Origin of the sequence: Nonomuraea ferruginea (genome assembly GCF_039540635.1) — a bacterium.
GTDB classification, from domain to species: Bacteria; Actinomycetota; Actinomycetes; order Streptosporangiales; family Streptosporangiaceae; genus Nonomuraea; species Nonomuraea ferruginea.
The window spans coordinates 225,525-247,559 of record NZ_BAABFD010000016.1 but is presented as its reverse complement, the minus strand read 5'-3'; the positions used below and the strand labels follow the sequence as shown (position 1 = coordinate 247,559).

Sequence of the window (22,035 nt, the reverse complement as noted above, 5' to 3'; positions counted from 1 at the left end):
CATGTCCACACGTACCAAGGCCCTCTGTGCCACACTGCTCGCGCTGACGCTGAGCTCCGGCTGCACACAGGGCCCTCCTCCGCCGGTCCCGGAACCTACAGTCGACACACGAGCCGTCAGCGACATCGGCCCGTACTGGTGCGACGTCATCCCCCAGCAGGCAGTTCGCATCATCAGCGGCCTAGCCATCCCCCTGACGGAGGACAACTGGGGCGTACCCACCACACATGGCGGATGCCTATTGCGCAATGAATACACACGCTTCTCCATCAACTGGTCCATCCGTGGTGGCAATGAGGCCCTTGACCTCGCACAGGAGAACTTCGGCCGCCGTCGACTGGCCGACCTACCGACCGACCTCGGGAAAGGGTTGATTGCCTACACCGAGGGCGAGCCCAGGACAGGTCCTTACGTCGCCTTCATACTGTTCCGATGCGGCAACAAAAGGCCCTGGATGGGCATCGACTTCTCGGAGGTGGCGAAGGGCCGCAATGTGATCACAGACCTGACCACATTGCTTCGCATAGCGCGCGACCGATTTGGCGAAATACATCGATGCACCCCCAAAGCGAGCTAGCGCAGAACATCGAGCTGTTCTATGTCACTGAGGCCCTTCGCTCCCGGGCCAACTCGTAGTTCTGCAGGACCGCGATCGCCTTGCAGAGCTTGCCCGCCTTATGAGGGCCGCAGCGACAGGAACGCCGCGGTCGAACTCCAGGTGGCAGAAGCGGCGCGCCGCTATGAAGGACGCAGAGAACAGTCGTTTCGTCACTGGTGAACGCCCTCCGACCATCAAGCCACTCCACGAGATTGTCGCTGATCCCGTACCTTCGATCACTTCATGAAGTGGGCACGGAGACATGCCGATATCGAAGCGATCTCAGACAATTTACACAACACCATGAACACGGCGAGGGACACGATGCATGGCAACCTGGGAATCCTCAAGTACTGATATGAAGCCTCCAGCCCTCAGGCCCCTCGCCGCTACGAGCGCCGGACTCGCACTCATCCTCGCGTTGCTGACCGGCTGCACCGGCACCGGCTCACCACCGTCGCCAAACGCAAGCAACAAGATTGCTGCCTCTCCGGTCACAGACTCCCCGCCTTACTGGTGTGACTTCCTTCCCCAGCAAGCGGTCCGCACGATCAGCGGTCTTACGCTCGCTCTACAGGAAGACAAGAGCGGAGTGCGCACAACGCATGGCATATGTACGCTTCGCAATGAATACACACGACTTTCCGTTGTGTGGTCGATACGGGATGGCGACAATGTCTTGGATATTGCGCGCAAGAATTTCGGTGAGCATCAACTGGCCGACCTTCCAGCGGATCTCGGCAAGGGGCTCATCGCCTACACAGGCCGTTTGCCGCGCACCAATCCGTACTACACGATGATGCTGTTCCGGTGTGGAGAAAAGCGTCCATGGATCAGCGTTGACCTGTCCGAAGTCAGCAAGGGACGTGACCCGGTGAGCGACTTGACACAGCTGCTCAGCATCGCCCGCGAACGGTACGGCGAGCTGCACAAATGTACTCCCAAGCCGAACTAACGCTTCGTACGGCAGTCACAGTTGCGCATGCCGACATCGGCGACGACCGGTCCCGCGTCGAGCCGAGCAAGGAGTGACCGAGGGCTCCGTACAGCCGTAGGACGTCTGAGGCGGTCTGCAAAATCCCAGCCGCGCGCACACGAAGTGCCGGAAGAGCAGCGATGGATCAACGTGATGAGTTGATCAGGCCCTGGAGCTCGTTCCGAACCAGCATCTGGTTGGCGAACATCACGGTCTTGGTGCCGCTCAGCGTGAGGACGGCCCTCAGCACCACGTGATCGTCCGAGGTGATCCGGTCGTGCGCGATCTCTGGGGCGTACGTTCCGTAGGTCCCGCCGTCCCGCATCTTTCCCTCAGGGGTGAGGCGGGATGTCAGCGCGCGTTCGACGTCGGCGGCGGCGGGTGCTGACGGCAGTACGCAGATGACGTTGACCGGCCGGTCGTCCAGGCTGGCCGGGCGGCGCAGCCCGACGCCGTACAGCGTGACCGCGCCGGAAGGAGACGGGGCCATGATCGTGGCGGCGGCGACGTCGCCGAGGCAGGCGGCCACGGCGGCATGCGCGGGGTTGTCGGCCAAAGTACGCTCCCCGCCCAGGACGGCCTCCAGCGGGCCGGGGGTGGAGGCCGCCGCTGCCAGGGAGTCGGTGACCACGACCTGGTTGAGCTGGTTGGTCAGCCCGGGAACGATCAGCCGGGACAGGTCTATCTCGGCTCCAGGGGAGAAGGAGAGCCCTTCGTGGCCGCCCATGGTGCGGGGCTTGGCGCCGAGAGCGGTCAGCTTCGTCCGTACGGCGTCCGAGTCGACGTCGCCGTCGAACCGGAACGCCTGCTGCGGAGGCACTCCGATCGAGATCGCCCGGGTGCCGGTCGCGGGAGCCATGCCGGTGGCCTGTGGCAGGGTCTGCCAAGCGGCGCCCAGGCTTCCGAGACCTGAGACCGCCGCGGGAAGCCAGCGGCGATCCCCGCCGGAGCCGGCATCGACGCCGAGGTCACGCCACCAGGCCGGTTCGCCGTATTCGAAGTACGCCGCGGCGGGTCCCTCCCCCGAGACGCTGGCCATCGCGTCCAGCAGCCCGTCTTCACCAGCCTGCTGCGTACAACCGGTCAGGACCAGCAGCGCCATCAGCGCCACGCTCGTTTTCCGCACGAGCGTGAGGATAGACGGCATCCTTCGGATTCCGTGCATGAACGGGCACCTTAGTTGATCCTGCCCACCGGCTCACCCACCGCTGGCATGCCGAGCCCTCTTCGGCTATGAGCGGTTGGCAAGCGTTTGGCAAGCACGCTCGACGACTCTTCCTACGGAAGGGAGAGAACTTCATGAGCGGATTCCTCCAACCTCCGGAGATGACTTCGGAGGTACGGCGGCTGTTCGACGATGACCTGGCCGAGTGCGGCTATGTCATGAACCTCACCAGGCTGTGGGCCCACCAGCCGGACACCATCGCGGGACTGTTCGACCTGCTACGGCAGTGCGTCGAGGCAGGCGGGCTCGACCTGCGCACCCGCGGCATCCTGGTGACCGCCTGCGCCTCGGCCATGGGGGACTCATACTGCTCGCTGGCCTGGGGAAACAAGCTGGCCGAGTCCGCCGACGCCCGTGTGGCGTCGGGAGTGCTGCGGGGCGACGACGACGGATTGACGCCCCGGGAGCGAGCGCTGGCGCGCTGGGCGCGGAAGGTGGCACGCGATCCCAACGGGATCGGCCAGACGGACGTGCTCGCGCTGCGGGAAGCGGGGTACGACGACGGTCAGATCTTCGCGGTCACCGTCTTCGTGGCACTGCGCATCGCGTTCTCTACCGTCAACGACGCGCTCGGCGCACGTCCCGACGCCGCCCTCCGCGACACGGCGCCGCAATCCGTGCGGGAGGCCGTCACCTTCGGCCGCCCGATCGAGGATCAGCCAGTCTGACCTGTGGCTTCTCAGCCGCAGGTCTTCATCCGCCAGACTCGCCCATGAGCAGCCGCGCGCCCTCAGCCGCGGCTCACGCCGGTTCGAATCCTGCCGGTGGCACTCGATCTTGACCAGCGGTTCCAACCGCAGACACGGGCGGGCCTCCGGTCTCACGGAGTCCCGCCCGCATCTTCTTGACACCCACAGGTCAAGCATCAGTTGTGGACAAAGTAGCGATCTTGTACCGTACCTGGCATTTCCCCGCCGATCACGTACCGCCAACCCGTGGTTCACCCCCCGCCGTTAGCATCGCTGCCCTCATTCCTGATCTTCGAAGGACACCCCTCAATGAAATCTCCGCTCGGACGCACCCTCAGCCGACGCGGCTTCCTCGGCGGCGCCGGCGCGGCCGCTGTACTCCTCGGCACCAGTGCCATCCCCGACCCGGCCGGGGCGACGCCGCTGCAGCGCGGTCTGCCGGACAACCCGTTCAAGCTCGGTGTCGCCTCCGGTGACCCGCTGCCGGACTCCGTCGTGCTGTGGACCCGCCTCGCCCCGGATCCGCTCGCCGCCGACGGGTCGGGCGGTATGCCGCGGCGGCGGGTCCCCGTCCACTGGCAGGTCGCCGAGGACGAGGGCTTCCGCCGGATCGTCAAGCGCGGCACCGCCGTCGCCACGCCGGAGCTCAACCACTCCGTCCACCCTGAGGTGTGGGGCCTGCGACCCGGCCGGCACTACTTCTACCGGTTCAAGGTCGGCACCGACATCAGTCCCGTCGGGCGGACCAAGACCGCCCCGGCCCACGGCGCCCACGTCAGCTCGGTCTCCCTGGCGGTCGCCAGCTGTGCCCTGTGGCAGCAGGGTTTCTACACCGCGTACCAGCGGATGGCCGAGGACGACCTCGACCTGGTCCTCCACGTCGGCGACTACATCTACGAGAACGGCGTACCGGCGAACGGCGGCACCCGGCAGACCACGGTCCCGGACTACCTGTCCCCCGAGACGGTCACGCTGGAGCGCTACCGCCTGCAGTACAGCCTGTACAAGAGCGACGCGGACCTGATGGCGGCGCACGCCGCCCACCCCTGGGCGGTGACCCTCGACGACCACGAGGTCGACAACGACTGGGCCGACGACATCCCGCAGAACCCTGCCGACATCCCGGGCTTCATGGACCGGCGCGCCGCCGCCTTCCAGGCCTACTACGAGAACCTGCCGCTGCGCGCGTCGGCCCTGCCGAACGGTCCGGACATGCAGCTGTACCGGAGGCTCGTCTACGGCGACCTGCTCGACATCAACGTGCTCGACACCCGGCAGTACCGCGACGACCAGGCGGCCGGCGGCGGCCTGGCCGCCCCGAACCCGGACAGCCTCGACCCGAACCGGACGATGATGGGCTGGGAGCAGGAGCGGTGGCTCCTGGACAACTTCGAGCGCTCCAGCGTCCGGTGGCAGGTGCTGGCCAACCAGGCGCCGATGGCCGAGACCGACATGGACGACACCGCGGCGGTCTCCGTCTTCATGGACCCCTGGGACGGGTACGACGCGAACCGCCGCCGGGTGCTCGACGGCGCGCGGAACCGGGGGGTCGACAACCTCGTCGTGCTGACCGGCGACCGCCACCGGCACCACGCTGGCGACATCAAGGCCGACTACCGCGACCCGGCCGCCCCGGTGCTGGCCAGCGAGTTCGTCTGCACCTCGATCAGCGCCGAGGGCAACGGCTCCGACATGGACTCCTACTCGCAGCTCTCGGTACGCGCCAACCCGCACATCAAGTTCGCCAACTACCGGCGGGGATACCTGCGGTGCACGGTGACCGAGGACCTGTGGAGCACCGACTTCCGGGTGCTCCCGTACGTCGACAGGCCCGGCGCTCCGGCGTCCACCCGGGCCACGTACGTCGTCGAGAACGGACGCCCCGGCGTCCAACTCGCCGGTGAGGGTCCGATCGTCTGACACCACCGCACCAGGAGGTGGGTCCGGGTGGGCCCACCTGCTCGACCGCTTCAACGACGCGGTCGCGCGGACGCTGCCTTCGCTCTACTGAAGTCCAGCACGACGATGGTCACCACCACGATCGCCATCAGCCCCGCCACCAGCGCCACGGGGAAATGTGATCCGTCGACCGGGAACAGCTGCCAGGCCAGGTTGAGTGTCATGTGGAACAGCGCCATGGCCAGGACGCTGCCGCCCATGTGGGCGAACAGCCACACCATGATCACGCGCGCCGCGACGGTGCCGAGCGACCACCAGGCGATCCAGGACACCGGGCGGCCCACCTGGAGCAGCGCCGGCCAGTGCCAGACGGCCCAGGCCGACCCGATGGTCAGGGCCGCCCACACCGGTCCCCAGCGGGCTTGCAAGGGCTGGGTGGCGTAGCCCGACCAGCCCAGTTCCTCGCACAGCGCGCCCACGAAGAGCGCGGCGGCCAGCGACAGCGCCGAGGCCACGGAGAAGTGCGCGTCCGGCAACGGGGTGCCGGACAGCCGTAACAGCACGTACGACAGGGCCACCACGGCCGGGTACAGCAGCAGGGCGGGCACGAACCACGCCTTGCGACTGACCCGGCCGGCGTCGAAGGCGCGTCCGGCAAGCGCTTGCACCCCGTCCATCCCGCCCTCGCGGTGGACGAGCACGGCCGCGGCCAGAGCCGGGCAGACGAAGGCCAGCCCCGACAGAGGCACGCCCGGCACGATCTGCGCGCCGGACAGGGACCCCACCACCACGAACGGGACGCTGAACAGGAACACCAGCGGGAAGAACACCGCCACGCCACTAATGGAACTTGGGATACCATGTCTCATGGCTCGAAACTACCCGCCGGACCACGACCCGTCGAGGCCCACCGCCCCCGCCCGGCGCCGCGCCCGGCTCAGCGACCAGGAGACCGAACGGCGGATGCTCGACACGGCCGTGGCGATGGTCCACCGCGACGGCCTGACCGTGGGGCTCGACCACCTGGGTTTCGAGGACGTCATCCGTGACGCCGGGGTGTCCAGGACAGCCGTCTACCGCCGCTGGCCGTACAAGGACCTGTTCTTCAGCGACCTGCTGCGTGAGCTGGCGCGCGGCGCCGCGCCCGCCTCCGCGCCTGCTCTGGAGACCACCGGGGAGGTGCTCAGTGAGGTCCTGTCCAGCCGTTCGGAGGACCTGGCCTCGCCTCAGGGCCGCCACGACCTGGTCACCGAACTCCTGCGGGCGACCGCGGTCAGCGACTTCGAGGCGGTCCACGGCTCCCCGGAGTGGCGCACGTACCTGGCCTTGCAGGCCACGTTCCTGAGCCTGCCCGAAGGGGACCTGCGGGCCGACGTGCAGGCCGCGCTCGCCCGCTCCGAGCAGCGGTTCGTCGATCGCGTGGCGCGCGGCTGGGAGACGGTGGCGACGGCGCTGGGCTACCGGCTGCGGCCGGAGACGGGCGGCAGTTTCCCGCTGATCGCGACCCTGGCCTGTGCGGCGATGCGCGGCCTGGTGCTCATGTCACTGTCCGACCCGGACCTGCTCACCCGGCGCGTGCCCGCCAATCCCACCACGGCGAGCGCCGCGTCCGACTGGTCACTGCTCGGCATGGCGGCCGCGAGCATCGCGGTCACCTACCTCGAACCCGATCCGGACGTCACGTGGGACGACCTTGCGTGAGCCCTGCCAGGAGAGCACGCAGTCCTTGAGCCCGCCGAACGGTACGGGGACGGGGACGATCGTCCGCAGTGCCGCCAGCGAGATCTGCGTCCGGTCGCCGAACGCCGCCTCCAGCGCCGCCGTCGAGGTGACGTAGAACTCCCACTGGTCCAGGTTGAGCGGGTCGATCGTCCGCTTGTCCGTGTGGTGAAGGAGGCAGAAGACGTACACGTCGCTGGGCCGCTCCGGCGTGGCGGCCACCACGTCCGTCCGCGCGTCCCAGCCCTTGGCACGGGCGATGGTGAACTTGATGGCCGACGGCTGCCGCTGGCTCCATGACTGCAGGTAGGCCGCCGACTTGACCTCGACCTTCAGCTCGCTGGGCAGCACCAGGTCGACCGCGTCCCACTCCGTACGGACACCGTCGTGCACTTCCAGGGCCAGGGCGACGATGTACTCGGCGAGGACGCCGCGCAGCCTGTTGCCGACCACGTCGGAGCACGCCCACCCCAGAAGTCGGCCAAGGTGGCACCGGCCGGGGCCCCGGCCTCGGTGAACGGCTCGGCGCCCGACCTGCGAGGGACGTCCAGCGCGTCGAGCGGCACCCTGCCGGAGGTGGCCACGTCGGCCGGTGTCGCCGAGGCTTCTGACGTCATCTCCGTGCTCGCCCCTGGTCTCGTCCGGAACTCGGCCCCGAAGTACGATCTACGCCACACACTATGCGGCCCGCCGCGTCACCGCCATCGGCGTCTTCAAGGCTCTTGATGCGTCTAACCGGCGGGCGCGAGGGCAGGGCGTCCGTCATGGCAGCGCTTCCGGGAGTGCCCGAGTCGTACTGGGTCGAGTCGACCCCCACCACCTCGTTCCCTTCGCTTGAGCAGGACATCACCGCCGATGTCGCCGTCGTCGGCGGTGGGATCGCCGGGTTGTGCGCGGCGTGGGAGTTGTCGCGGACGGGGCGCTCGGTCGTCGTGCTCGAAGCGGACCGCGTCGCCGGGGGCGTCACCGGCTACACCACCGCCAAGCTGTCCGTACAGCACACGCTCATCTACGCACGGTTGCGCAAGTCGCACGGGGAGCAGGCCGCCAGGCTGTACGCGCAGTCGCAACAGGACGCGGTCGAGCACGTGTTCGCGACCGCCGCCGAGCTGGGGATCGACTGCGACCTGGAACGCCTGCCCGCCTACACCTATGTGGAGTCCGGCGGGGAGACCGAGCAGATCACCGCTGAGGTGGAGGCGGCCCAGCAGGCCGGCCTGCCCGCCTCCTTGGTGACACGGACGGGCCTCCCGTTCGACGTCGCGGCGGCCGTCCGGGTGGAGGACCAGGCCCAGTTCCACCCTCGTAAGTTCCTTCTCGCCCTGGTGCGGCGGATGGCCGACGACGGCGCCCGGGTGTTCGAACGTACCCGGGTGATGGGGCTGGAGGAAGGGCGGCCGTGCCGGCTGGCGTGCGAGAACGGCACCACGGTCACCGCCGGCGATGTCGTGGTGGCCACGCACTATCCGATCTTCGACCGGGCGCTGATGTTCTCCCGGCTGGAGCCGCGGCGTGAGCTCGTGGTCGCCGCGCCGATCCCACCTGAGCAGGACCCGGGCGGGATGTACATCACCTCGGAGCACAACACCCGGTCGATCCGCACCACCCCGTATCGGGACGGGCAGCGCCTGCTCATCGTCACAGGGGAGACCGCCGACCCCGGCTCCGGTGACGCCGGCGAACGATTCCAGCGCCTGGCCGCCTGGACCCGCGACCGTTTCACCGGCACACAGATCAGCCACCGGTGGGCGGCACAGGACAACACCAGCACCGACCACCTGCCCTACGTGGGCCACTTCCACCCCGGCGCCAAGCACGTCTACGTCGCCACCGGATTCGGCGGCTGGGGCATGAGCAACGGCGTCATGTCCGGCAAACTCCTCTCCGCTCTCATCACCGGTCACGATCTGCCGTGGGCCGAGCTGTACGATCCCCGGCGGCTTCACCCGCTGCGCGAAGCCGGCCCCATCGCCAAACTCCAGGCCAAGGCCGCACGCCACCTGATCGGCGATCGGCTGCGCCCCTCCCACGCCGATTCGGTCGACGACGTCGCTCCGGGATCGGGCGCCATCGTCCGTATCGGCGGGCGGCGGTGCGCGGTCTCCCGCGACGCGGCAGGCGTCGTCCACGCGGTCTCCGCCACCTGCACCCACCTCGGCTGCGTCGTCGCCTTCAACCAGGCCGAACAGACCTGGGAATGCCCCTGCCACGGCTCCCGATTCGGACCCGACGGGGCTGTCCTGCACGGTCCGGCCACTCGGCCCCTGGAACCGGTCGACCCGGACAACCCGTAACCTGGCCGCGCAGTTCAATGAAAGATCAGCGTTTACGCTTCTTCCGGCGACCTCGGGCTCCCGGCGGCCGGGTGGGGACGAGGCGGAGGGGGTGGCGGGCGGTCCTGCGGAGCGGCTCGGCCACCAGCTCGTGTAGCTCCCGCAACCCCACGACATCAGGATGCCCCGACGCCAGGATCGCCTCCAGGAACTCGTCCGCGTCCCCGCCCCCCATTCTCCTGAGCTGCTCGACAAGCCCCTCAGGCCCCGCGAGTTCCAGCACCGACAGAAAGTTCTCCGCCCCCAGCAGCAGGTTCTCCCGCTCGCTCAACGACCCGGGCCTCATCTTCCCCGCATCGATGAGCTGCGTCCACACGGCGGGCCCGAGGATCGGGTCGTGCCGTAGGTCCTGCAGCAGCCGCCTTTCGGGAAGGGCCCCGGCCAGCACGCGCAGCATCGCCCCCACCCGCGTACGGAACGGGCAATCCCGTACGGCCCGCACCAACATCTCGACGTCCTGCCCCGGCCGGGCCAGCCACCCCTGGAGCTCCGCGACGGCGTCCTCCGGTGGATAGTGCTGGGCGAGCACCCCGAGCAGCTCGGCCGGCGGGGCGGTGGCCAGTTCGCCGACGAGGGGAGCGTCGCGGCCCTCGGCGAGGAGGCGGTCGCGGACGCCGCGCACGCCGAGCGGGGTGAGGCGGACCAGCGGGAGGTCGGACTCGGAGAGGGCGGCGCGCAGGCGTTCGACCGCGTCCGGCGGCAAGGGCTGGTCGTCGTGGTCGAGGTCGCTCGCGTAGAGGGGGTCGGCGGGGCCGTGGGTGAGCTCCACGGCCCCGAGGTCGGACAGGATCTCGAACATGCGTCCCAGGTCCCGGGCGACCTCGCGGCGCAAGAGATCAAGCCGGTGCTCCTCCTCGTCGAGAACGACGTACTCCTGGCAGGCCAGCCACACCGTCTCTTCGAGCCGGACCACAGGCATCTCGTCCAGCCCGTACATGGAGTTGAGCACGTCCGGGAGAATCTCGTCGAAGATCTCGGCCAGGATGGGCTCGGGCCGCCACGTCGCGACGGGCACGGTGACCACGCGCCCCAGCTCCGGCAGGACCTCGAACGCGCGACCCCACAGCGTCTCCGGGTCGCGCAGCAGGGGTACGGCCTTGGCCACGCGGAGCAGCCGCCCCTTGCTGGTGCGGGTCAGCCGCAGCTTCCTGGCCCAGGCGAGCAGCAGGTTGAGTTGCGGCAGGTCGGTGGCGCTGCGGATGCGCAGCTGGTCCTCGCCGGTGCCCAGCAGGGCCGACACCTCGAGGGCGTCGGCGACGCGGAGGTTGCCCGCGTCGGTGAGGGCGCGGCCGTCCTTGCCCACCCAATCGGCCAGGGTGATGAGGCGCTGGACGGTCCGGCTGCGCCCGGCGGCCTCCGCCAGCTCGGACGCGGGGGGCAGGGAGACAGGCGGCTGAGGGAAGGCGCGTTCCTCGTCGATGCCGCCGTACACCAAGCGGTTCTGCATGATCTTGTCGAGCACCTGCTGGTCGTACGGGACGCGTCCGGCGTCGAGTTCGCGCTTGAACCGCTCGAACGCCCCCGGGACGGTGAGATCGAATCCCTGGTCGAGAGCCGTGTGCGCCCAGAACGTCGCCAACCCTCGCAGCGTGGGATCGTCGAGCGCGGACGCGTACTCCGCCTGCGCCCCGGCGATGATCTCCTCCGCCTCCGCGAGCGTGGCGCCGCGCGGGTCGCGAAGGCCCGTGACGTCGAGATAGCGCAGATACGTGCGCAGCACCTCCGGGGCGAGGTCGAGCTCCTCCCGCGAAGCCGTCACCTTGTACGGCACGTACCGCAGCAGGAAGAACCTGATGCGCGTACGGTCCCAGTACGCCAGCCGGCCGTCACGGCTCTCGTGCCGGGCGTCGACGGCGGCGGAGAGCAGCAGGTCATCGGCTGGATGCCCGTGCTCCTTCGCCCAAGTGACGCACCGCCGGATCAGCAGGTCCTTGGTCGCCTCGAACTCCTCGGCCTCTTCGGGCTCGAACCAGGTACGCACGGTCCAAGCCTCCCATCCCCGCAGGGTCGCCGTCTCGCCTGTCAGAAGTCTCGGCGGCCAGACGAACCTCTTTCCCAAGAGATGTTGGAAAGCTATGATCCCAACATGTCTTGGGAAAACGACGACGATCTGGTACCGCTGCGAGCACTGGCCAACCCGCTCCGCATCCGCATCGTCTCGCTGCTCACCGGCACGTCCATGTCGGCCACCGAGGTCGCGGAGGAGCTGGGGATCGCCCACGCCTCGGCCAGCTACCATCTGCGCCAGCTCGCCGAGGCGGGTTTCCTGGAGCACGTCGACGAGCAGCCGCCGCGAGGAGGCAAAGGCAGACCCCGGAGGCGCTACCGTTACGACCCCTCCAGCGGAGCCCGCCTGGATCGGACGCAGGGGCGGCAACTCCTCCACGAGGCGCTCAGCGTCGACCTGTCACGACGCCTCACCCAGGCTCAGGTCACGCGCACGTCGATGGACGCCGAGGTGTGGCTGGACCGGTCCGTGTGGGAGGAGGTCGTGGGGCTGGTCGACCAGGCGGTCGCTCTGGTCCATGGCAAGGCGGGGCCGCCCCGGTCCAGCGACAGGATCAAGGTGAGCATGACCGCCCTTCTGCTGGAACTCGACGACGCGCGATGACCCGCCTGCTGCTGTGCACAGGAGCGTGCTTCCTGTCGCTGGGGCTGCTCATACCCGTCATCCCGAGGTACGTCACCGGCCCGCTGGACCAGGGCCCGGTCCTGGTCGGCGTCTGTCTGGCGATGACCTCCGTGTTCGGCCTGCTCGCCCGGCCGGTCGCGGGCAGGCTGGCCGACCGCCGGGGTCGCAGGGCGACCGCGTGCGCCGGCGCCCTGCTGCTGGCCGCCGGTTCGTCGGCCGTGCTCCTGGCCGACTCGCTGCCGCTGTTCCTGGTCTGCCGCGCCGTCGCGGGGGTCGGCGAGGCTCTGACGTACGTGGGTCTGGCCGCCGCGGCCAGCGACCACGAACGGCGCGGCGCGGCGATCAACCACTTCTCCGTCGCGGTCAACGCCGGTCTGCTCGCGGGGCCGCCCCTGGCCGAGGCCGTACGCGTCGCCGCCGGTCTGTGGGCCGTGTGGGCGTTGTCGGGAACGGTGGCCGTCGCGGCCTTCGCCGGGTGCCTGTTCCTGGCCGGGCCCGCGGGCGGCGAGCCGTCCCGCACGAGGAAGGCCGGGCCGCTCGTCCACCGGGCGGGCCTTGCTCCCGGATTCGCCTACTGGGCGTCGGTGTGGGGATACACGGCCTTCAGCGCCTTCCTGCCGTTGCACGTCGCGGCGCTGGGCGGCGACGACAGCGGCATCCATTTCCTCGTCTACGGCTGCGTGCTGCTCACGGTGCGGCTGGCCGGTCATCGCCTGGTGACCCGGATCGCCCCGCGCACGATGGCGGCGGCCTCGCTCATCCTCACCGCGGCAGGGCTGGCCATGCTCATCGTCTGGCCGTCCGTCACGGGAGCGCTGCTCGCGGCGGCGGTGCTCGGTACCGGGCAGGCGCTGGGCCTTCCGGCGTTCCTGACCATGGCGGTGACCGGCCTGCCCGCCGAGCAGCGCGGCTCGGCGCTGGCCACCACGACGGCGTTCTTCGACCTCGGGTTCCTGACGGCCGCGCTCGCGCTCGGCGCCATCGCGCAGTCCCTCGGGCTGACGTACGGGTTCGCCGCCGCGGCCGCGGTGGCGGCACTGGCGCCCCTGCTGTTCCTCCCCCTCGGCCGCAAGCCTCGTGAGGCCTCACCCCAAGGAGACATCCATGACCATTCCCCCCGCTGAGCTGGCCGGGTACGCCGACGTCGTCTTCGACATCGCCGTGCCGGTCGACCGCGACGACCGGGTCCTGATCAACGCCGAGATCGAGCATGCCCCGCTCGCCCGCGCCCTGGCGGAGGCCGCGTACGCCCGAGGCGCTCGCTATGTCGACATCTGGTACTTCGACCCGTACGCCAGGCGGTCACGGGTCCAGCACGCGGACGAAGCGACGTTGGGCGAGGTTCCTTCCTGGCTGGACGCGCGCAATGAGGAGCTCGCCCGCCACTGCGGCGTCCTGGTCAACATCCGGGGCACCGCGACCCCGGACCTCCTGGTCGGGCAGGATCCGATCCGGGCGGGTCTGGATCGGATGCCCTACCTCACGTCGAGGCAGCGGCTCCAGCTCGGCAACCTGGTCCGCTGGGCCATAGTCCCCGGTCCGACGGCGGAGTGGGCTCAGGCGATCTTCGGGGAGCCGGACGAGGCCCGGTTGTGGCAGCACCTGCGCCCCATCCTCCGGCTCGACCAGCCCGATCCCCGGGCCGCCTGGGAGCGGCGGATCGCCGAGCTGCTCCGCCGCGCGGAGGTGCTGGAGGACCTGCGCCTCGACGCCGTACGGTTCGAAGGGCCGGGGACCGACCTGACCATCGGCCTGCTGCCCGACGCCCACTGGACCGCGGCGCGGCTCGAATCGGTCAAGGGGCACGTCTTCCAGTGCAACCTCCCCACGGAGGAGGTGTTCACCACTCCCGACTACCGCCGGGTGGACGGCACGGTTCGCTCGACGCGTCCGCTGATCCTCAACGGAACCGTCATCCGCGACCTCGAACTGACCTTCACCGCAGGTGTGGTGACCGAGGTACGAGCGAGCAGCGGCGCGGACGTCGTCCGCACCCACCAGGCGACCGATGCCGGGGCCGCCCGGCTCGGTGAGCTGGCACTCGTCGACGGCTCCTCACCAGTCGGACGATCGGGGATCACGTACCTCGAAACGCTGCTGGACGAGAACGCCACCTGCCATCTGGCCTGGGGCGCCGGGCTGCCTCCCGGCGTGCCCGCGCACCTGCGCGCGCGGGAGGCCGCCGACCTGGACGCGGCCGGGGTCAACCGTTCCCGCGTGCACGTCGACTTCATGGTGGGCGGCCCCGACGTCACCGTCACCGGAGTCCGCCACGACGGCGGCGCGGTCGAGCTCCTCCGCGACGACGAATGGCAGGTCTGACCGGCATCGAACCCCCCGGGGCCGCAGCCGAGAACGTCGAGCCGGCGTGACGGGCCGCCGCCGCCGGGTCGTGAGAGGTCCGGTAACGAGGATCCGGCCTGGGTCAGAGCTCAGCCGCGTCGTGCGGCGGGGGTGGGGTGACGTTGGTGGAGAACGTGAGCCCGCCCCCGTTCGCCGGCTGGAACCCCAGTCCTCGAAGCTCGGGACCGTCGATCGCGGTGACCACGCGCAGAGCACCGGCCTCGGTCACCACGCGGACCGCCCCGTGCGCCAGCGCCGCCCCCACGTCCGACGGGACGCCGGGCTGGAGGTGCACCAGCTCCAGCCGTGCGACGGTGTGCCGCGCGTCCTCCCAGGACACGACGGCGTGTCCGACGTGGGGTTCTCCGCGGGCGTTGTCGACGTAGGCCTGCACCCAGCAGGCCAGCCTGTCCTCGACGACCAGCTGCCGGGGAAGGCTCACGTCCATCCCCTCCTCGGCCAGCCAGGAGCCCAGCTCGGACGGAGGCAGCGGCACCAGCGCCTCCGGCGACCCCCACGTGAAGAAGGTCCCCTTCCGCTTGGGCCCCGACGAGCGGGGCACGCCGACGAGGGGAACCGACGCGACGTAGTACCCGGCGGGAACGACGTCCACAGGATGGCGCGAGTCCAGCACGACGTGGCCATCGCGGATCGTCCGGCCGCCCCAGCCGACCAGCCCGGTCGCGAGGTTCTCCGAGAGCCCGGCCATGACGTCCGCGGCCCACTCGTACGCCGAGGTCACCGCCAGGCCGGTCCACGGACTGGCCGGATCCGTCGGGAACGCGACCTCGACGGCGTAGACGTTCGGATCGAGCCGCCAGCGGAACGTCACGAGCATGGTGTCCGGCTCCGCGATGACGTCGAGCCCGGAGTACCCGTCCTCCGTCCCGCCTCTCCGGAGCGCGCACGTTCTCAGCGCTTCGACGATCTCCCCTCGCGACCACTCCACCGCCATTCGTCCATGCTGTCACGGCCACGGTGTCCAGGCTCACCGTGTTCTGCCGGGGGCTCCAGTACGAGAACGTGGTCGAGGATCGTGTCGATGCCGATCACCAGCATGGCCAGACCGGTCTGCAGGCTGCTCCAGCCGCGCACCTCACGCCGATCGTGCCCGCGAGGCCGTCGCCGGGATGCTCAAGCCGGACCACGCCGTACACCAGCAGCAGCATCGCGCCGGTGATGCTGAGGGCGCCGGCCAGATCGAAGCCGCCGCAGGTCGGCCGCCCGGCCGCCCAGCAGCATGAAGCCGCCGTAGCCGAGCACTCGACCGGCGCAGCCTGCGCTTCACCGAGCTGCGCCGCATGATCGACGGGGTCAGCCGGCGCATGCTCACCCGTACGCGCGGCACCTGGACCGAGACGCACCAGAACGAGATCGCCGCCGCCCGCACCGCCTACGACGCCCGCGTGCTCGCCGAGAAGCGTGCCCGCCGAGGCCCACCGGCCCCAGCCGGCGCCGCGCCCGGCTCAGCGACCAGGAGACCGGACGCGGATGCTCGACACGGCCGTGGCGATGGTCCACCGCGACGGCCTGCTGCGGTTCGGCCACAGCGTCCCAGGGACCTTCGATGACACCACATCACATTCACCCAGGAAACCGGATGCTTCTTATTAATTCCGGCAACACTGTGGGCTTTTGTTATGGACGGGCGGTAAGCATAAGCCCATAATCCGCGAATTCTGGCGGAAGAAGACCACGTTTGTCCCGAAAGAAGAGAGGCGTGACCGCGTGGACCCCGTGGCGCGTTGACTGGTACATCAAGCAAAGGTGATCCGAACATGACGATCCGACAGGTGGCGCCTCTCCTGATCTCCAGCACCCTCGCACTTTCGGCGGCGGCCTGCGCGGCATCACCTCCAGCCGATCCGGTGTCGGAGCCGCGAGGCGCCACCTCGTCGGCCGCCCCGGCCGGGACCGCGGTCGCCACGCCATCACCTCTCCGCCTGCCGGGCATGGACGCCGGCACGAAGACCGTCCTCAAGGCGGGGCCGAGGAAGGGATCCATGGTCGTCGGGGACATCCCACCCGGCAAGGACGATCTGTGGGTGCTGTTCAATTGCCGCGGGCAGGGCAAGGTGGAGATCGTTCTGGAGCCGGGCATCAACATGCCCTTCACCTGCCTCGACGACGTGGTCAGCCCCATCATGAACCGCCTCGACCTCGGCGAGAGAAAGACCCTGACGGTACGGATCCAGGCCACCGACGCGGTCGAGTGGGCCCTTCGCATCACTCGCTGAGACGTGCCGGGAGCCTGGAACCCAGGGTCAGGAGGCCGACGCTTCGGTCGAGGGCTGGTCGGTCTCGGTGCCGCCCGGGGCCAGGGCGACCTCGGGGGAGCCGAAGGAAGAAAGGCCGCGCCAGACCCAATCAGCGGGCGCCGAAGGCCTGGTACAGGGTGCCGGCGACGACCGCCCATGCCACCGTCGCGATCCCCAGCACCAGTGGAGCGGGCAGCCGGAGGGCCAGCGCCCATACGCACGCGGCGAAGGCGATCATGCCCGTCGCGCCCAGCACCGCGCCCCGCGCGTCCTGCTCGGCCGGATCGCGCCGGTGCTCCTCCTCCTCGATGAGGGTCAGCGTGGCGCCCAGGATGGCGGGAAAGGCCAGGAACACGCCCCCTGCCACCGGCCCCCAGACGTGCCCGACCACCCCGGCGACCACCGAGACGAACGCGCCGAAGACGAAGCGCACCACCAGCCCGCGCACCGGCGTCTCCCGCAGCTTCGACGGCCGCAGCCGGATCCCGCTCCAGGCTCTCATGTCAGCAGCGCCCAGCCCGCGCCCGCGACGGCCCCCCACACGGCGAGCGCCGCCAGCGAACCCGCGAAGGCGCCCAGGCGACCCACGAGCGGCACGGCTGCCACACAGTACGCCACCAGCGCCACCGATCCGGCGATCATGCCGAGCGCGGACTCCGCGAGCGGGCCATGCCCCTGGTGCAGCACCGTCACCGTCATCCCCGCTATCGCCACGGCCGGAGCGGCGGCGAAGACGCCGGCGAAACGCTTGGGCGTCATCATCTCGCCGACCACCGCGAAGACCATCACGAGCAGGCCTCCGAGCAGTCCACGCCCCGCGATCCACCACAGCTGGCTCATCGAACGCCGGTCCGTCGACCCGCAGTCTCATCCCCCATGAATCATCAATACCACCGGGCGTCCCCGGCACCCTCGAAGGCCGGACGGTCCGCCGCGTATCCATCCAGGAACGACGGCGGGCGCGGACAAGGGTCATGGGTTCCGAAGCCCGGAAGGGCGAAGCTGCACGGTCGCACCGTCGGACGTCAAACCGCGGCGCGAGACCGCCGCGGCCTCCTCGGCGCGTTGCGTTCGGGTCAGCAGGAGCACGATGAGCGGCAGGGCTTCGGCGTTCCCGCAGCACACGACGGCCTCGCGCAACAGGCTCAATGCCACCTCCGTCCACCCCGCGTTGAAGAGCAGCACGGCGGCCTGCCGCACCGAGTCGGCTCGGCCTGCCCGCGAGGCTGCTCTCACGATGTCCACGGCTTCCGCCACGTGGCCGTCCTTGAGCAGCCGCCGCACGAGCTCCTGGATCGCCGCGTCGACTCCTTCCGCCGCCGCCGACCGCAGCAGCCGGTCGGACTCCTCGTGCCTGCCGAGGTCGCGCAGCGCCTGCGCCAGCAGGTAGCGGGCTCTGGCGCCATGTGATCCGACCCCGGCCTGGAGGACCTCGACACACTCCTCCTGTCTGCCCGAGTTCGTCAGCAGGTCGGCGAGAGCCGCGAGCGCTTGGTAGTCGAGATCGACCAAGCGGCGCAGGAGCTGCTCGGCTTCGGCCTGGCGGTCGCCCTTGAGCAGCAGCTTCGCCAGCAGCAGACCAAGTCCCGGATCCTTCTCCGGAGCGGCTCGTACGTCGTCCAGGGCTCGAACGGCCTTGCCCCTCATCGGCTCGTCGCTGAAGAGACCGGTCAGTTCGTTGCCCGCGTCGAATCTGCCGGCCATCATCCGCCGTCGCAGTCGCTCGGCGTCGAACCTGGGATCCTTCTGGCGCAGCAGGCGCAACAGTGCGCTCACCGCCTCGGGGAACGCCGTGGCCGCCCGCATGTCGCGTTCGAGCAGTTGCCATCCCGACAGCTGGGCCCGGCGACGGGAGGGCGTCGCCATCACCTGGTCGTCGAGGAGCCGTCTGAGCTCTTCCGCCTCGTTCGTCCGGCCGGCGCGCCGGAGGAGGATGAGCAGCAACCTGGCAGCCGACCGGTCCCCTCTCTGGAACGCCGTCCGGAGCAGTTGCTCGGCTTCTCGCCGGCGTTCACCGTGGTGCAGGAGGATCGCGAGTTCGCGTTCGGCCTGCGGGTCGCCGTTGGCGGCCATCCCACGGAGCGCCTGCTCTATTTCCCCGCCGCGGCGTGCCCGCCGCAGCAAGGCGAGCAGCAGGCGCTGCGCATGGACGTCCCCGGCATCGGCGGCCTGCCGGAGGACGTCCTCAGCCTCGCGTGACCTGCCCATCTGTCCCAGCAGTCGCCACAGCGGCGACCATGTGGACAGCCTGCCCCTGGCGAAGGACGCCCGCCACGATGCGAGTGCCTGGAGGTAGCGTCCACGGCTCGACGCGGACGCCCCCAAACGCTCGAGGTCGTCCGCATCGCCGCTGTGAACGGCCAGTGCTCGCCACATCTCGTCGGAGACCGGCGAGCAGCGGCGCGCCGCGCGACCCTGCTGGTGGATGAAGTCCGCGAGCACGTAGCCTTCGACGCGGTTCTCCGCCCGTGATGTCGCTGTCAGGAGGGAGATGCCGCCTCTGAGGGGCTCGCACGCGTACCCCAAGGAGTCCTCGAACCATCCTGGCGGAGCGGCGGCCCGTTGCGGCCCGTTCAGCGACGCGGCGCTGAGCTTGTGGAGCAGTTCGGCGGACAGCGGGCTGAGGTGTCCCAGCCGGCGTGCGTCGATCGCGGCGTTGACCACCGCCCGCTTGTACGGGTCCGGAGCGTCCTCCCATCGGCTCATGAGATCGGGCCCTCCGGCCAGGGTCTGGGTGACCCCGTATCCGTTGTCCATCGCCGTCAGGGCGGTGGCCAACCGGGAATCGCGCTCGGCTACCTGGTGAGCGTTCCGCAGTTCGGTCGGGGTGAACGCGTCCGGGACGGAGATCTTCGTCGCGTTGTCCAGCAGCGCCCGCACCTGGTGGTGAGGATCGGGCACGCCAGGCCGCGGCGTCCTGGTGTAGGCGAACCAGTATTCGGGCCACATCGAGCCGATGACGACGACGTCCGAGGTCATGGTGAGGAGACGACGTGTTTCTGTCGCGACGGCCTCACCCTGGTCGCCGTCGAAGTAGATCTGGCTCTCGTTCAGCCACAGCACGGTGCGCGGCTCGACTCCTCCTTCCAGAGTGGTGAGCAGGTCGGTGGCGTGCAGGGGATGGAGGATCGTCCAGCCGGGCAGGCAGTTCAGGGCGGCCTCGTACGCGCTGCGTGTCTTTCCGGTCGAAGAAGTGCCGACCAGCATCACGAGGGTGGGATGCTCCGGGTTGTCCAGGAGACGCCGGAGCAGCCGGTCGTGATCGCGCTGCACGTACGTGGGGAGCCTCCGGGACAGCTCCGGCCTCCCTGCCGCCGGATCCAGCGCGATCGCCGGATGCACCCCCAGGGCGATCGGGTCGCTCTCCTCGACAGTCGACGCGGACGTGGCCGTGGGGGCGCCGTGTCCGGCGGGGCGGGACTGCGCGATCTGGCTCACCACGGCCGCTCCGACGAGAAGAGCGGTCACCGTCCAGGTGAGCGGGACCCACCACCACGCCTCTATCTCCACGGTGCTGGTCGCCAGGTTCCCCACGAGCCCGATCGCCACCGGGATCGCGACCAGCGCCACCGGCGACGCCGCCCAGCGCCTCCCACGGTTCCCGTCCATGTGACTCATCATCAGGGCCCGCTCCCTTGAAGTCACAGGTTGCCGGCGACAGGCGTCAGCAGCAGTGCCACTCCGGCACGTCGACGACGATGAGCCGTGCCCCGCCGAGGACGAGGTCGTCCCGCGTCTGCTGCACGATGTCGAACGCGTGCACCTCGCCGGGCTCGCCCTCGCAGCCCATCACGAAGACCACCGGTACGAGCTCTCCGGGCCTGATGGTCAGGCCCACCGACTGGTCCCGGCCGTTCACGGTGCGGAGCTCGACATGGGCCGGGTGTTCCGCCGGGCGCAGGGGTGTCGCTTCCGGCAGGCCGCGCAGCACCAGCCGCCCGCCCTGGGCCAGCCAGGTGCGCTCGCGCGGCTCCTGCTGGCATGCCGCGGGCACCGGAGGGGGTTCGGGCTCGCCGTCGACCAGGTCGACGAAGGCTGTCATGAGCAGGTGCTCCTGCTCCACCCGGCCCATCGCCGTCTCGCGGTCGAGCTCCCACGCCCGTACGACGAAGTCGTCCGGTTCCGCTCCCGGGTTGGCCAGCCGGAACGCGAACGGCGTGCGGCGGCCGGCGTTGCGGATGACGGTGATGTTCTTCCATCCGTGGTGCCGATTGTTGATCACGTCGAGCTTGCCGCCGCTGAGCCTGGCTCCCTCGGGCGTCGGCAGGGTCTCGACATAGACGTTCGCCCCGACGCACAGGTGCCCGGTGTCGGCGTTGGGTCCGTTGATGAGGTCCGCGGTGGTCGGACGCCAGGTCACGTGGACCGTGCCGGGCGCGCTCTTCGTCACGGCCGTCGCAACGGTGGCCGTCCGTCCGTTCGCGCCGCCCGAACTCGGCCGGGCCGAGTCCGGCCCGATGTAGCCGGGGGTGTAGTCGCACACCCACGTCTGCACCTTGACGCTGGAGCGCGGGTCGGTGCTCATGCTGTCCACCTGGACGTGGACCCAGTTGTCCACGCCTGTGATCGCGTGAGGGAGGCTGTTGCCGCCCGTATCGGTGAGCCAGATCGAAGGTGAGGCCCAGAACGCCGCTCCTTGGGGGATCACGTCGCTGCCGTCGTCGCCGCTGTCGTACTTGATGTAGAGGTCTCCGGGCACTCTGGTCATGGTGAACGCCTCTCCTTCTGTCGATGACGGTTACGACGGGACACAGGTGATCTGGAAGCAGGTCAGCGAGACGACCGCGGTCGAGCCCGCGCCGTCGAGCTCCGCGGTGAGGTAGTAGCGGAACTGATCGTTGTCCACCTTCGACGCCGCTCCCGCGGGGGCGACGGCCGAGGAGTCGAAGTTGCCGTTGCTCAACGTCAGGCCCACGAGCAGCTCGGTGGTGGACCCGGCGGCCAGGCTCTGCCGGCGCAGGTTGACCGACAGGTTCCCGGAGTCCTTGCGCCCGCAGGCGCGCAGCTCACGGATCGTCGCCCCGTGCGGCAGCGTGACGGACATCATGCCGCTGGCGTCGGTGGCGCCCGACGGTTTGTCGGCGCCTCCGAAGACGTGGTTCCACGGGTCGGTCAGCGTGATCAGCGTCGGCGTCAGGGTGAGCTTCACCGGTTTGGGGACGGGCGTCTGGGACAACGCGTCGAGCGCGTCGCTGACCTTGTCCATGATGTCGGCGATCCGGGCGAACTCGGCCTCCAGCGCGTGGAAGCGGACGTTGAACCCGTTGTCGCCCGCCGCCCGGACCCGGTCGACGTTGTCCACCCAGTCCTTGTGCCGGAACTCGGGCGTGTAGGTCACGGCCATCGTGGTTGTCCTCCTTGGG

21 protein-coding genes are annotated in these 22,035 nt (G+C 69.8%); 11 read left to right on the top strand and 10 right to left on the bottom strand.

Annotation, left to right across the window (positions count from 1 at the left end; translation table 11 throughout):
• The first annotated feature begins 1 nt into the window (after position 1).
• Together ABD999_RS29140 and ABD999_RS29135 are read left to right on the top strand one after the other, a co-directional pair.
• Positions 2 to 577 carry a hypothetical protein gene (locus ABD999_RS29140; protein ID WP_148028991.1) on the top strand — a complete coding sequence of 192 codons (576 nt, stop codon included), beginning with the start codon at positions 2 to 4 and terminating at the stop codon, positions 575 to 577.
• Positions 578 to 926: 349 nt separating this feature from the next.
• Complete coding sequence (locus ABD999_RS29135) at positions 927 to 1,553, top strand: hypothetical protein (RefSeq protein ID WP_271277279.1); 627 nt, start codon at positions 927 to 929, stop codon at positions 1,551 to 1,553.
• 166 nt (positions 1,554 to 1,719) lie between these two features.
• Here the strand turns inward: ABD999_RS29135 and ABD999_RS29130 are convergent, their stop codons facing one another.
• Positions 1,720 to 2,700, bottom strand: coding sequence for a hypothetical protein (locus tag ABD999_RS29130; RefSeq protein ID WP_271277278.1), 981 nt, complete (start codon positions 2,698 to 2,700; stop codon positions 1,720 to 1,722).
• A gap of 173 nt (positions 2,701 to 2,873) precedes the next feature.
• On the opposite strand from ABD999_RS29130, the gene ABD999_RS29125 reads away from it, so the two are divergent.
• A complete protein-coding gene (locus tag ABD999_RS29125; protein WP_271277277.1) occupies positions 2,874 to 3,467 on the top strand; it encodes a carboxymuconolactone decarboxylase family protein in 594 nt (197 codons plus the stop codon).
• A gap of 330 nt (positions 3,468 to 3,797) precedes the next feature.
• Entirely contained in the window at positions 3,798 to 5,408 is a 1,611-nt protein-coding gene (locus ABD999_RS29120) for an alkaline phosphatase D family protein (protein WP_271277276.1), read from the top strand.
• Positions 5,409 to 5,458: 50 nt separating this feature from the next.
• On the opposite strand, the gene ABD999_RS29115 is transcribed toward ABD999_RS29120, so the two are convergent.
• Positions 5,459 to 6,223 (bottom strand): CPBP family intramembrane glutamic endopeptidase, encoded by a 765-nt coding sequence (locus ABD999_RS29115; RefSeq protein ID WP_271277275.1) that lies wholly within the window; start codon positions 6,221 to 6,223, stop codon positions 5,459 to 5,461.
• Between the two features lie 31 nt (positions 6,224 to 6,254).
• On the opposite strand from ABD999_RS29115, the gene ABD999_RS29110 reads away from it, so the two are divergent.
• On the top strand, positions 6,255 to 7,088 hold the full coding sequence (locus tag ABD999_RS29110; RefSeq protein WP_271277274.1) for a TetR/AcrR family transcriptional regulator: 834 nt from the start codon (positions 6,255 to 6,257) through the stop codon (positions 7,086 to 7,088).
• Here ABD999_RS29110 and ABD999_RS29105 read toward each other — a convergent pair.
• The gene (locus tag ABD999_RS29105; RefSeq protein ID WP_271277273.1) at positions 7,005 to 7,559 is read right to left on the bottom strand and encodes a hypothetical protein; all 555 of its coding nucleotides are present in this window, start codon (positions 7,557 to 7,559) and stop codon (positions 7,005 to 7,007) included. The genes ABD999_RS29110 and ABD999_RS29105 overlap by 84 nt on opposite strands.
• Before the next feature lie 311 nt (positions 7,560 to 7,870).
• Between ABD999_RS29105 and ABD999_RS29100 the strand changes: the two genes are divergently transcribed.
• Positions 7,871 to 9,400 carry an FAD-dependent oxidoreductase gene (locus ABD999_RS29100; RefSeq protein WP_271277272.1) on the top strand — a complete coding sequence of 510 codons (1,530 nt, stop codon included), beginning with the start codon at positions 7,871 to 7,873 and terminating at the stop codon, positions 9,398 to 9,400.
• Positions 9,401 to 9,425: 25 nt separating this feature from the next.
• On the opposite strand, the gene ABD999_RS29095 is transcribed toward ABD999_RS29100, so the two are convergent.
• Positions 9,426 to 11,420, bottom strand: a complete 1,995-nt coding sequence (locus tag ABD999_RS29095) for a hypothetical protein (RefSeq protein WP_271277271.1) — start codon at positions 11,418 to 11,420, stop codon at positions 9,426 to 9,428.
• 105 nt (positions 11,421 to 11,525) lie between these two features.
• On the opposite strand from ABD999_RS29095, the gene ABD999_RS29090 reads away from it, so the two are divergent.
• Genes ABD999_RS29090 through ABD999_RS29080 form a run of 3 tightly spaced genes read left to right on the top strand, consistent with a single transcriptional unit; the run spans position 11,526 to position 14,393 of the window.
• A complete protein-coding gene (locus ABD999_RS29090) occupies positions 11,526 to 12,050 on the top strand; it encodes an ArsR/SmtB family transcription factor (RefSeq protein WP_148034960.1) in 525 nt (174 codons plus the stop codon).
• Positions 12,047 to 13,195: an MFS transporter gene (locus ABD999_RS29085; RefSeq protein WP_271277270.1), complete on the top strand. Its 1,149-nt coding sequence runs from the start codon at positions 12,047 to 12,049 to the stop codon at positions 13,193 to 13,195. The genes ABD999_RS29090 and ABD999_RS29085 overlap by 4 nt, the downstream gene beginning before the upstream one ends.
• Positions 13,176 to 14,393, top strand: coding sequence for an aminopeptidase (locus ABD999_RS29080; RefSeq protein ID WP_271277269.1), 1,218 nt, complete (start codon positions 13,176 to 13,178; stop codon positions 14,391 to 14,393). The genes ABD999_RS29085 and ABD999_RS29080 overlap by 20 nt, the downstream gene beginning before the upstream one ends.
• Before the next feature lie 103 nt (positions 14,394 to 14,496).
• Here the strand turns inward: ABD999_RS29080 and ABD999_RS29075 are convergent, their stop codons facing one another.
• Positions 14,497 to 15,369, bottom strand: coding sequence for a hypothetical protein (locus ABD999_RS29075; protein ID WP_271277268.1), 873 nt, complete (start codon positions 15,367 to 15,369; stop codon positions 14,497 to 14,499).
• A 23-nt stretch (positions 15,370 to 15,392) separates the two neighbouring features.
• Between ABD999_RS29075 and ABD999_RS29070 the strand changes: the two genes are divergently transcribed.
• A complete protein-coding gene (locus ABD999_RS29070) occupies positions 15,393 to 15,719 on the top strand; it encodes a hypothetical protein (protein WP_271277267.1) in 327 nt (108 codons plus the stop codon).
• Between the two features lie 473 nt (positions 15,720 to 16,192).
• The gene (locus ABD999_RS29065) at positions 16,193 to 16,651 is read left to right on the top strand and encodes a hypothetical protein (RefSeq protein ID WP_271277266.1); all 459 of its coding nucleotides are present in this window, start codon (positions 16,193 to 16,195) and stop codon (positions 16,649 to 16,651) included.
• A gap of 130 nt (positions 16,652 to 16,781) precedes the next feature.
• Here ABD999_RS29065 and ABD999_RS29060 read toward each other — a convergent pair whose 3' ends face one another.
• From ABD999_RS29060 to ABD999_RS29040, 5 genes are all read right to left on the bottom strand, one after another.
• Positions 16,782 to 17,174 carry a DUF3147 family protein gene (locus ABD999_RS29060; protein WP_271277265.1) on the bottom strand — a complete coding sequence of 131 codons (393 nt, stop codon included), beginning with the start codon at positions 17,172 to 17,174 and terminating at the stop codon, positions 16,782 to 16,784.
• Entirely contained in the window at positions 17,171 to 17,512 is a 342-nt protein-coding gene (locus ABD999_RS29055) for a DUF3147 family protein (protein WP_271277264.1), read from the bottom strand. Before ABD999_RS29055 ends, ABD999_RS29060 begins: the two co-directional genes overlap by 4 nt.
• A 132-nt stretch (positions 17,513 to 17,644) precedes the next feature.
• A complete protein-coding gene (locus ABD999_RS29050) occupies positions 17,645 to 20,281 on the bottom strand; it encodes a tetratricopeptide repeat protein (protein ID WP_271277263.1) in 2,637 nt (878 codons plus the stop codon).
• Between the two features lie 55 nt (positions 20,282 to 20,336).
• Positions 20,337 to 21,380 carry a hypothetical protein gene (locus tag ABD999_RS29045; protein ID WP_271277262.1) on the bottom strand — a complete coding sequence of 348 codons (1,044 nt, stop codon included), beginning with the start codon at positions 21,378 to 21,380 and terminating at the stop codon, positions 20,337 to 20,339.
• 30 nt (positions 21,381 to 21,410) lie between these two features.
• Positions 21,411 to 22,016, bottom strand: coding sequence for a hypothetical protein (locus ABD999_RS29040; protein ID WP_271277261.1), 606 nt, complete (start codon positions 22,014 to 22,016; stop codon positions 21,411 to 21,413).
• Positions 22,017 to 22,035 lie beyond the last annotated feature (19 nt).

Excerpts from the sequence above, each read along its gene's own strand:
- ABD999_RS29065 (WP_271277266.1), top strand. The coding sequence starts at position 16,193 with ATGACGATCCGACAGGTGGCGCCTCTCCTGATCTCCAGCACCCTCGCA.
- ABD999_RS29090 (WP_148034960.1), top strand. The coding sequence starts at position 11,526 with ATGTCTTGGGAAAACGACGACGATCTGGTACCGCTGCGAGCACTGGCC.
- ABD999_RS29080 (WP_271277269.1), top strand. The coding sequence starts at position 13,176 with ATGACCATTCCCCCCGCTGAGCTGGCCGGGTACGCCGACGTCGTCTTC.
- ABD999_RS29085 (WP_271277270.1), top strand. The coding sequence starts at position 12,047 with ATGACCCGCCTGCTGCTGTGCACAGGAGCGTGCTTCCTGTCGCTGGGG.
- ABD999_RS29055 (WP_271277264.1), bottom strand. The coding sequence starts at position 17,512 with ATGAGCCAGCTGTGGTGGATCGCGGGGCGTGGACTGCTCGGAGGCCTG.
- ABD999_RS29050 (WP_271277263.1), bottom strand. The coding sequence starts at position 20,281 with ATGGACGGGAACCGTGGGAGGCGCTGGGCGGCGTCGCCGGTGGCGCTG.
- ABD999_RS29125 (WP_271277277.1), top strand. The coding sequence starts at position 2,874 with ATGAGCGGATTCCTCCAACCTCCGGAGATGACTTCGGAGGTACGGCGG.
- ABD999_RS29100 (WP_271277272.1), top strand. The coding sequence starts at position 7,871 with ATGGCAGCGCTTCCGGGAGTGCCCGAGTCGTACTGGGTCGAGTCGACC.
- ABD999_RS29140 (WP_148028991.1), top strand. The coding sequence starts at position 2 with ATGTCCACACGTACCAAGGCCCTCTGTGCCACACTGCTCGCGCTGACG.
- ABD999_RS29135 (WP_271277279.1), top strand. The coding sequence starts at position 927 with ATGGCAACCTGGGAATCCTCAAGTACTGATATGAAGCCTCCAGCCCTC.
- ABD999_RS29120 (WP_271277276.1), top strand. The coding sequence starts at position 3,798 with ATGAAATCTCCGCTCGGACGCACCCTCAGCCGACGCGGCTTCCTCGGC.
- ABD999_RS29040 (WP_271277261.1), bottom strand. The coding sequence starts at position 22,016 with ATGGCCGTGACCTACACGCCCGAGTTCCGGCACAAGGACTGGGTGGAC.
- ABD999_RS29075 (WP_271277268.1), bottom strand. The coding sequence starts at position 15,369 with ATGGCGGTGGAGTGGTCGCGAGGGGAGATCGTCGAAGCGCTGAGAACG.
- ABD999_RS29060 (WP_271277265.1), bottom strand. The coding sequence starts at position 17,174 with ATGAGAGCCTGGAGCGGGATCCGGCTGCGGCCGTCGAAGCTGCGGGAG.
- ABD999_RS29110 (WP_271277274.1), top strand. The coding sequence starts at position 6,255 with ATGGCTCGAAACTACCCGCCGGACCACGACCCGTCGAGGCCCACCGCC.
- ABD999_RS29045 (WP_271277262.1), bottom strand. The coding sequence starts at position 21,380 with ATGACCAGAGTGCCCGGAGACCTCTACATCAAGTACGACAGCGGCGAC.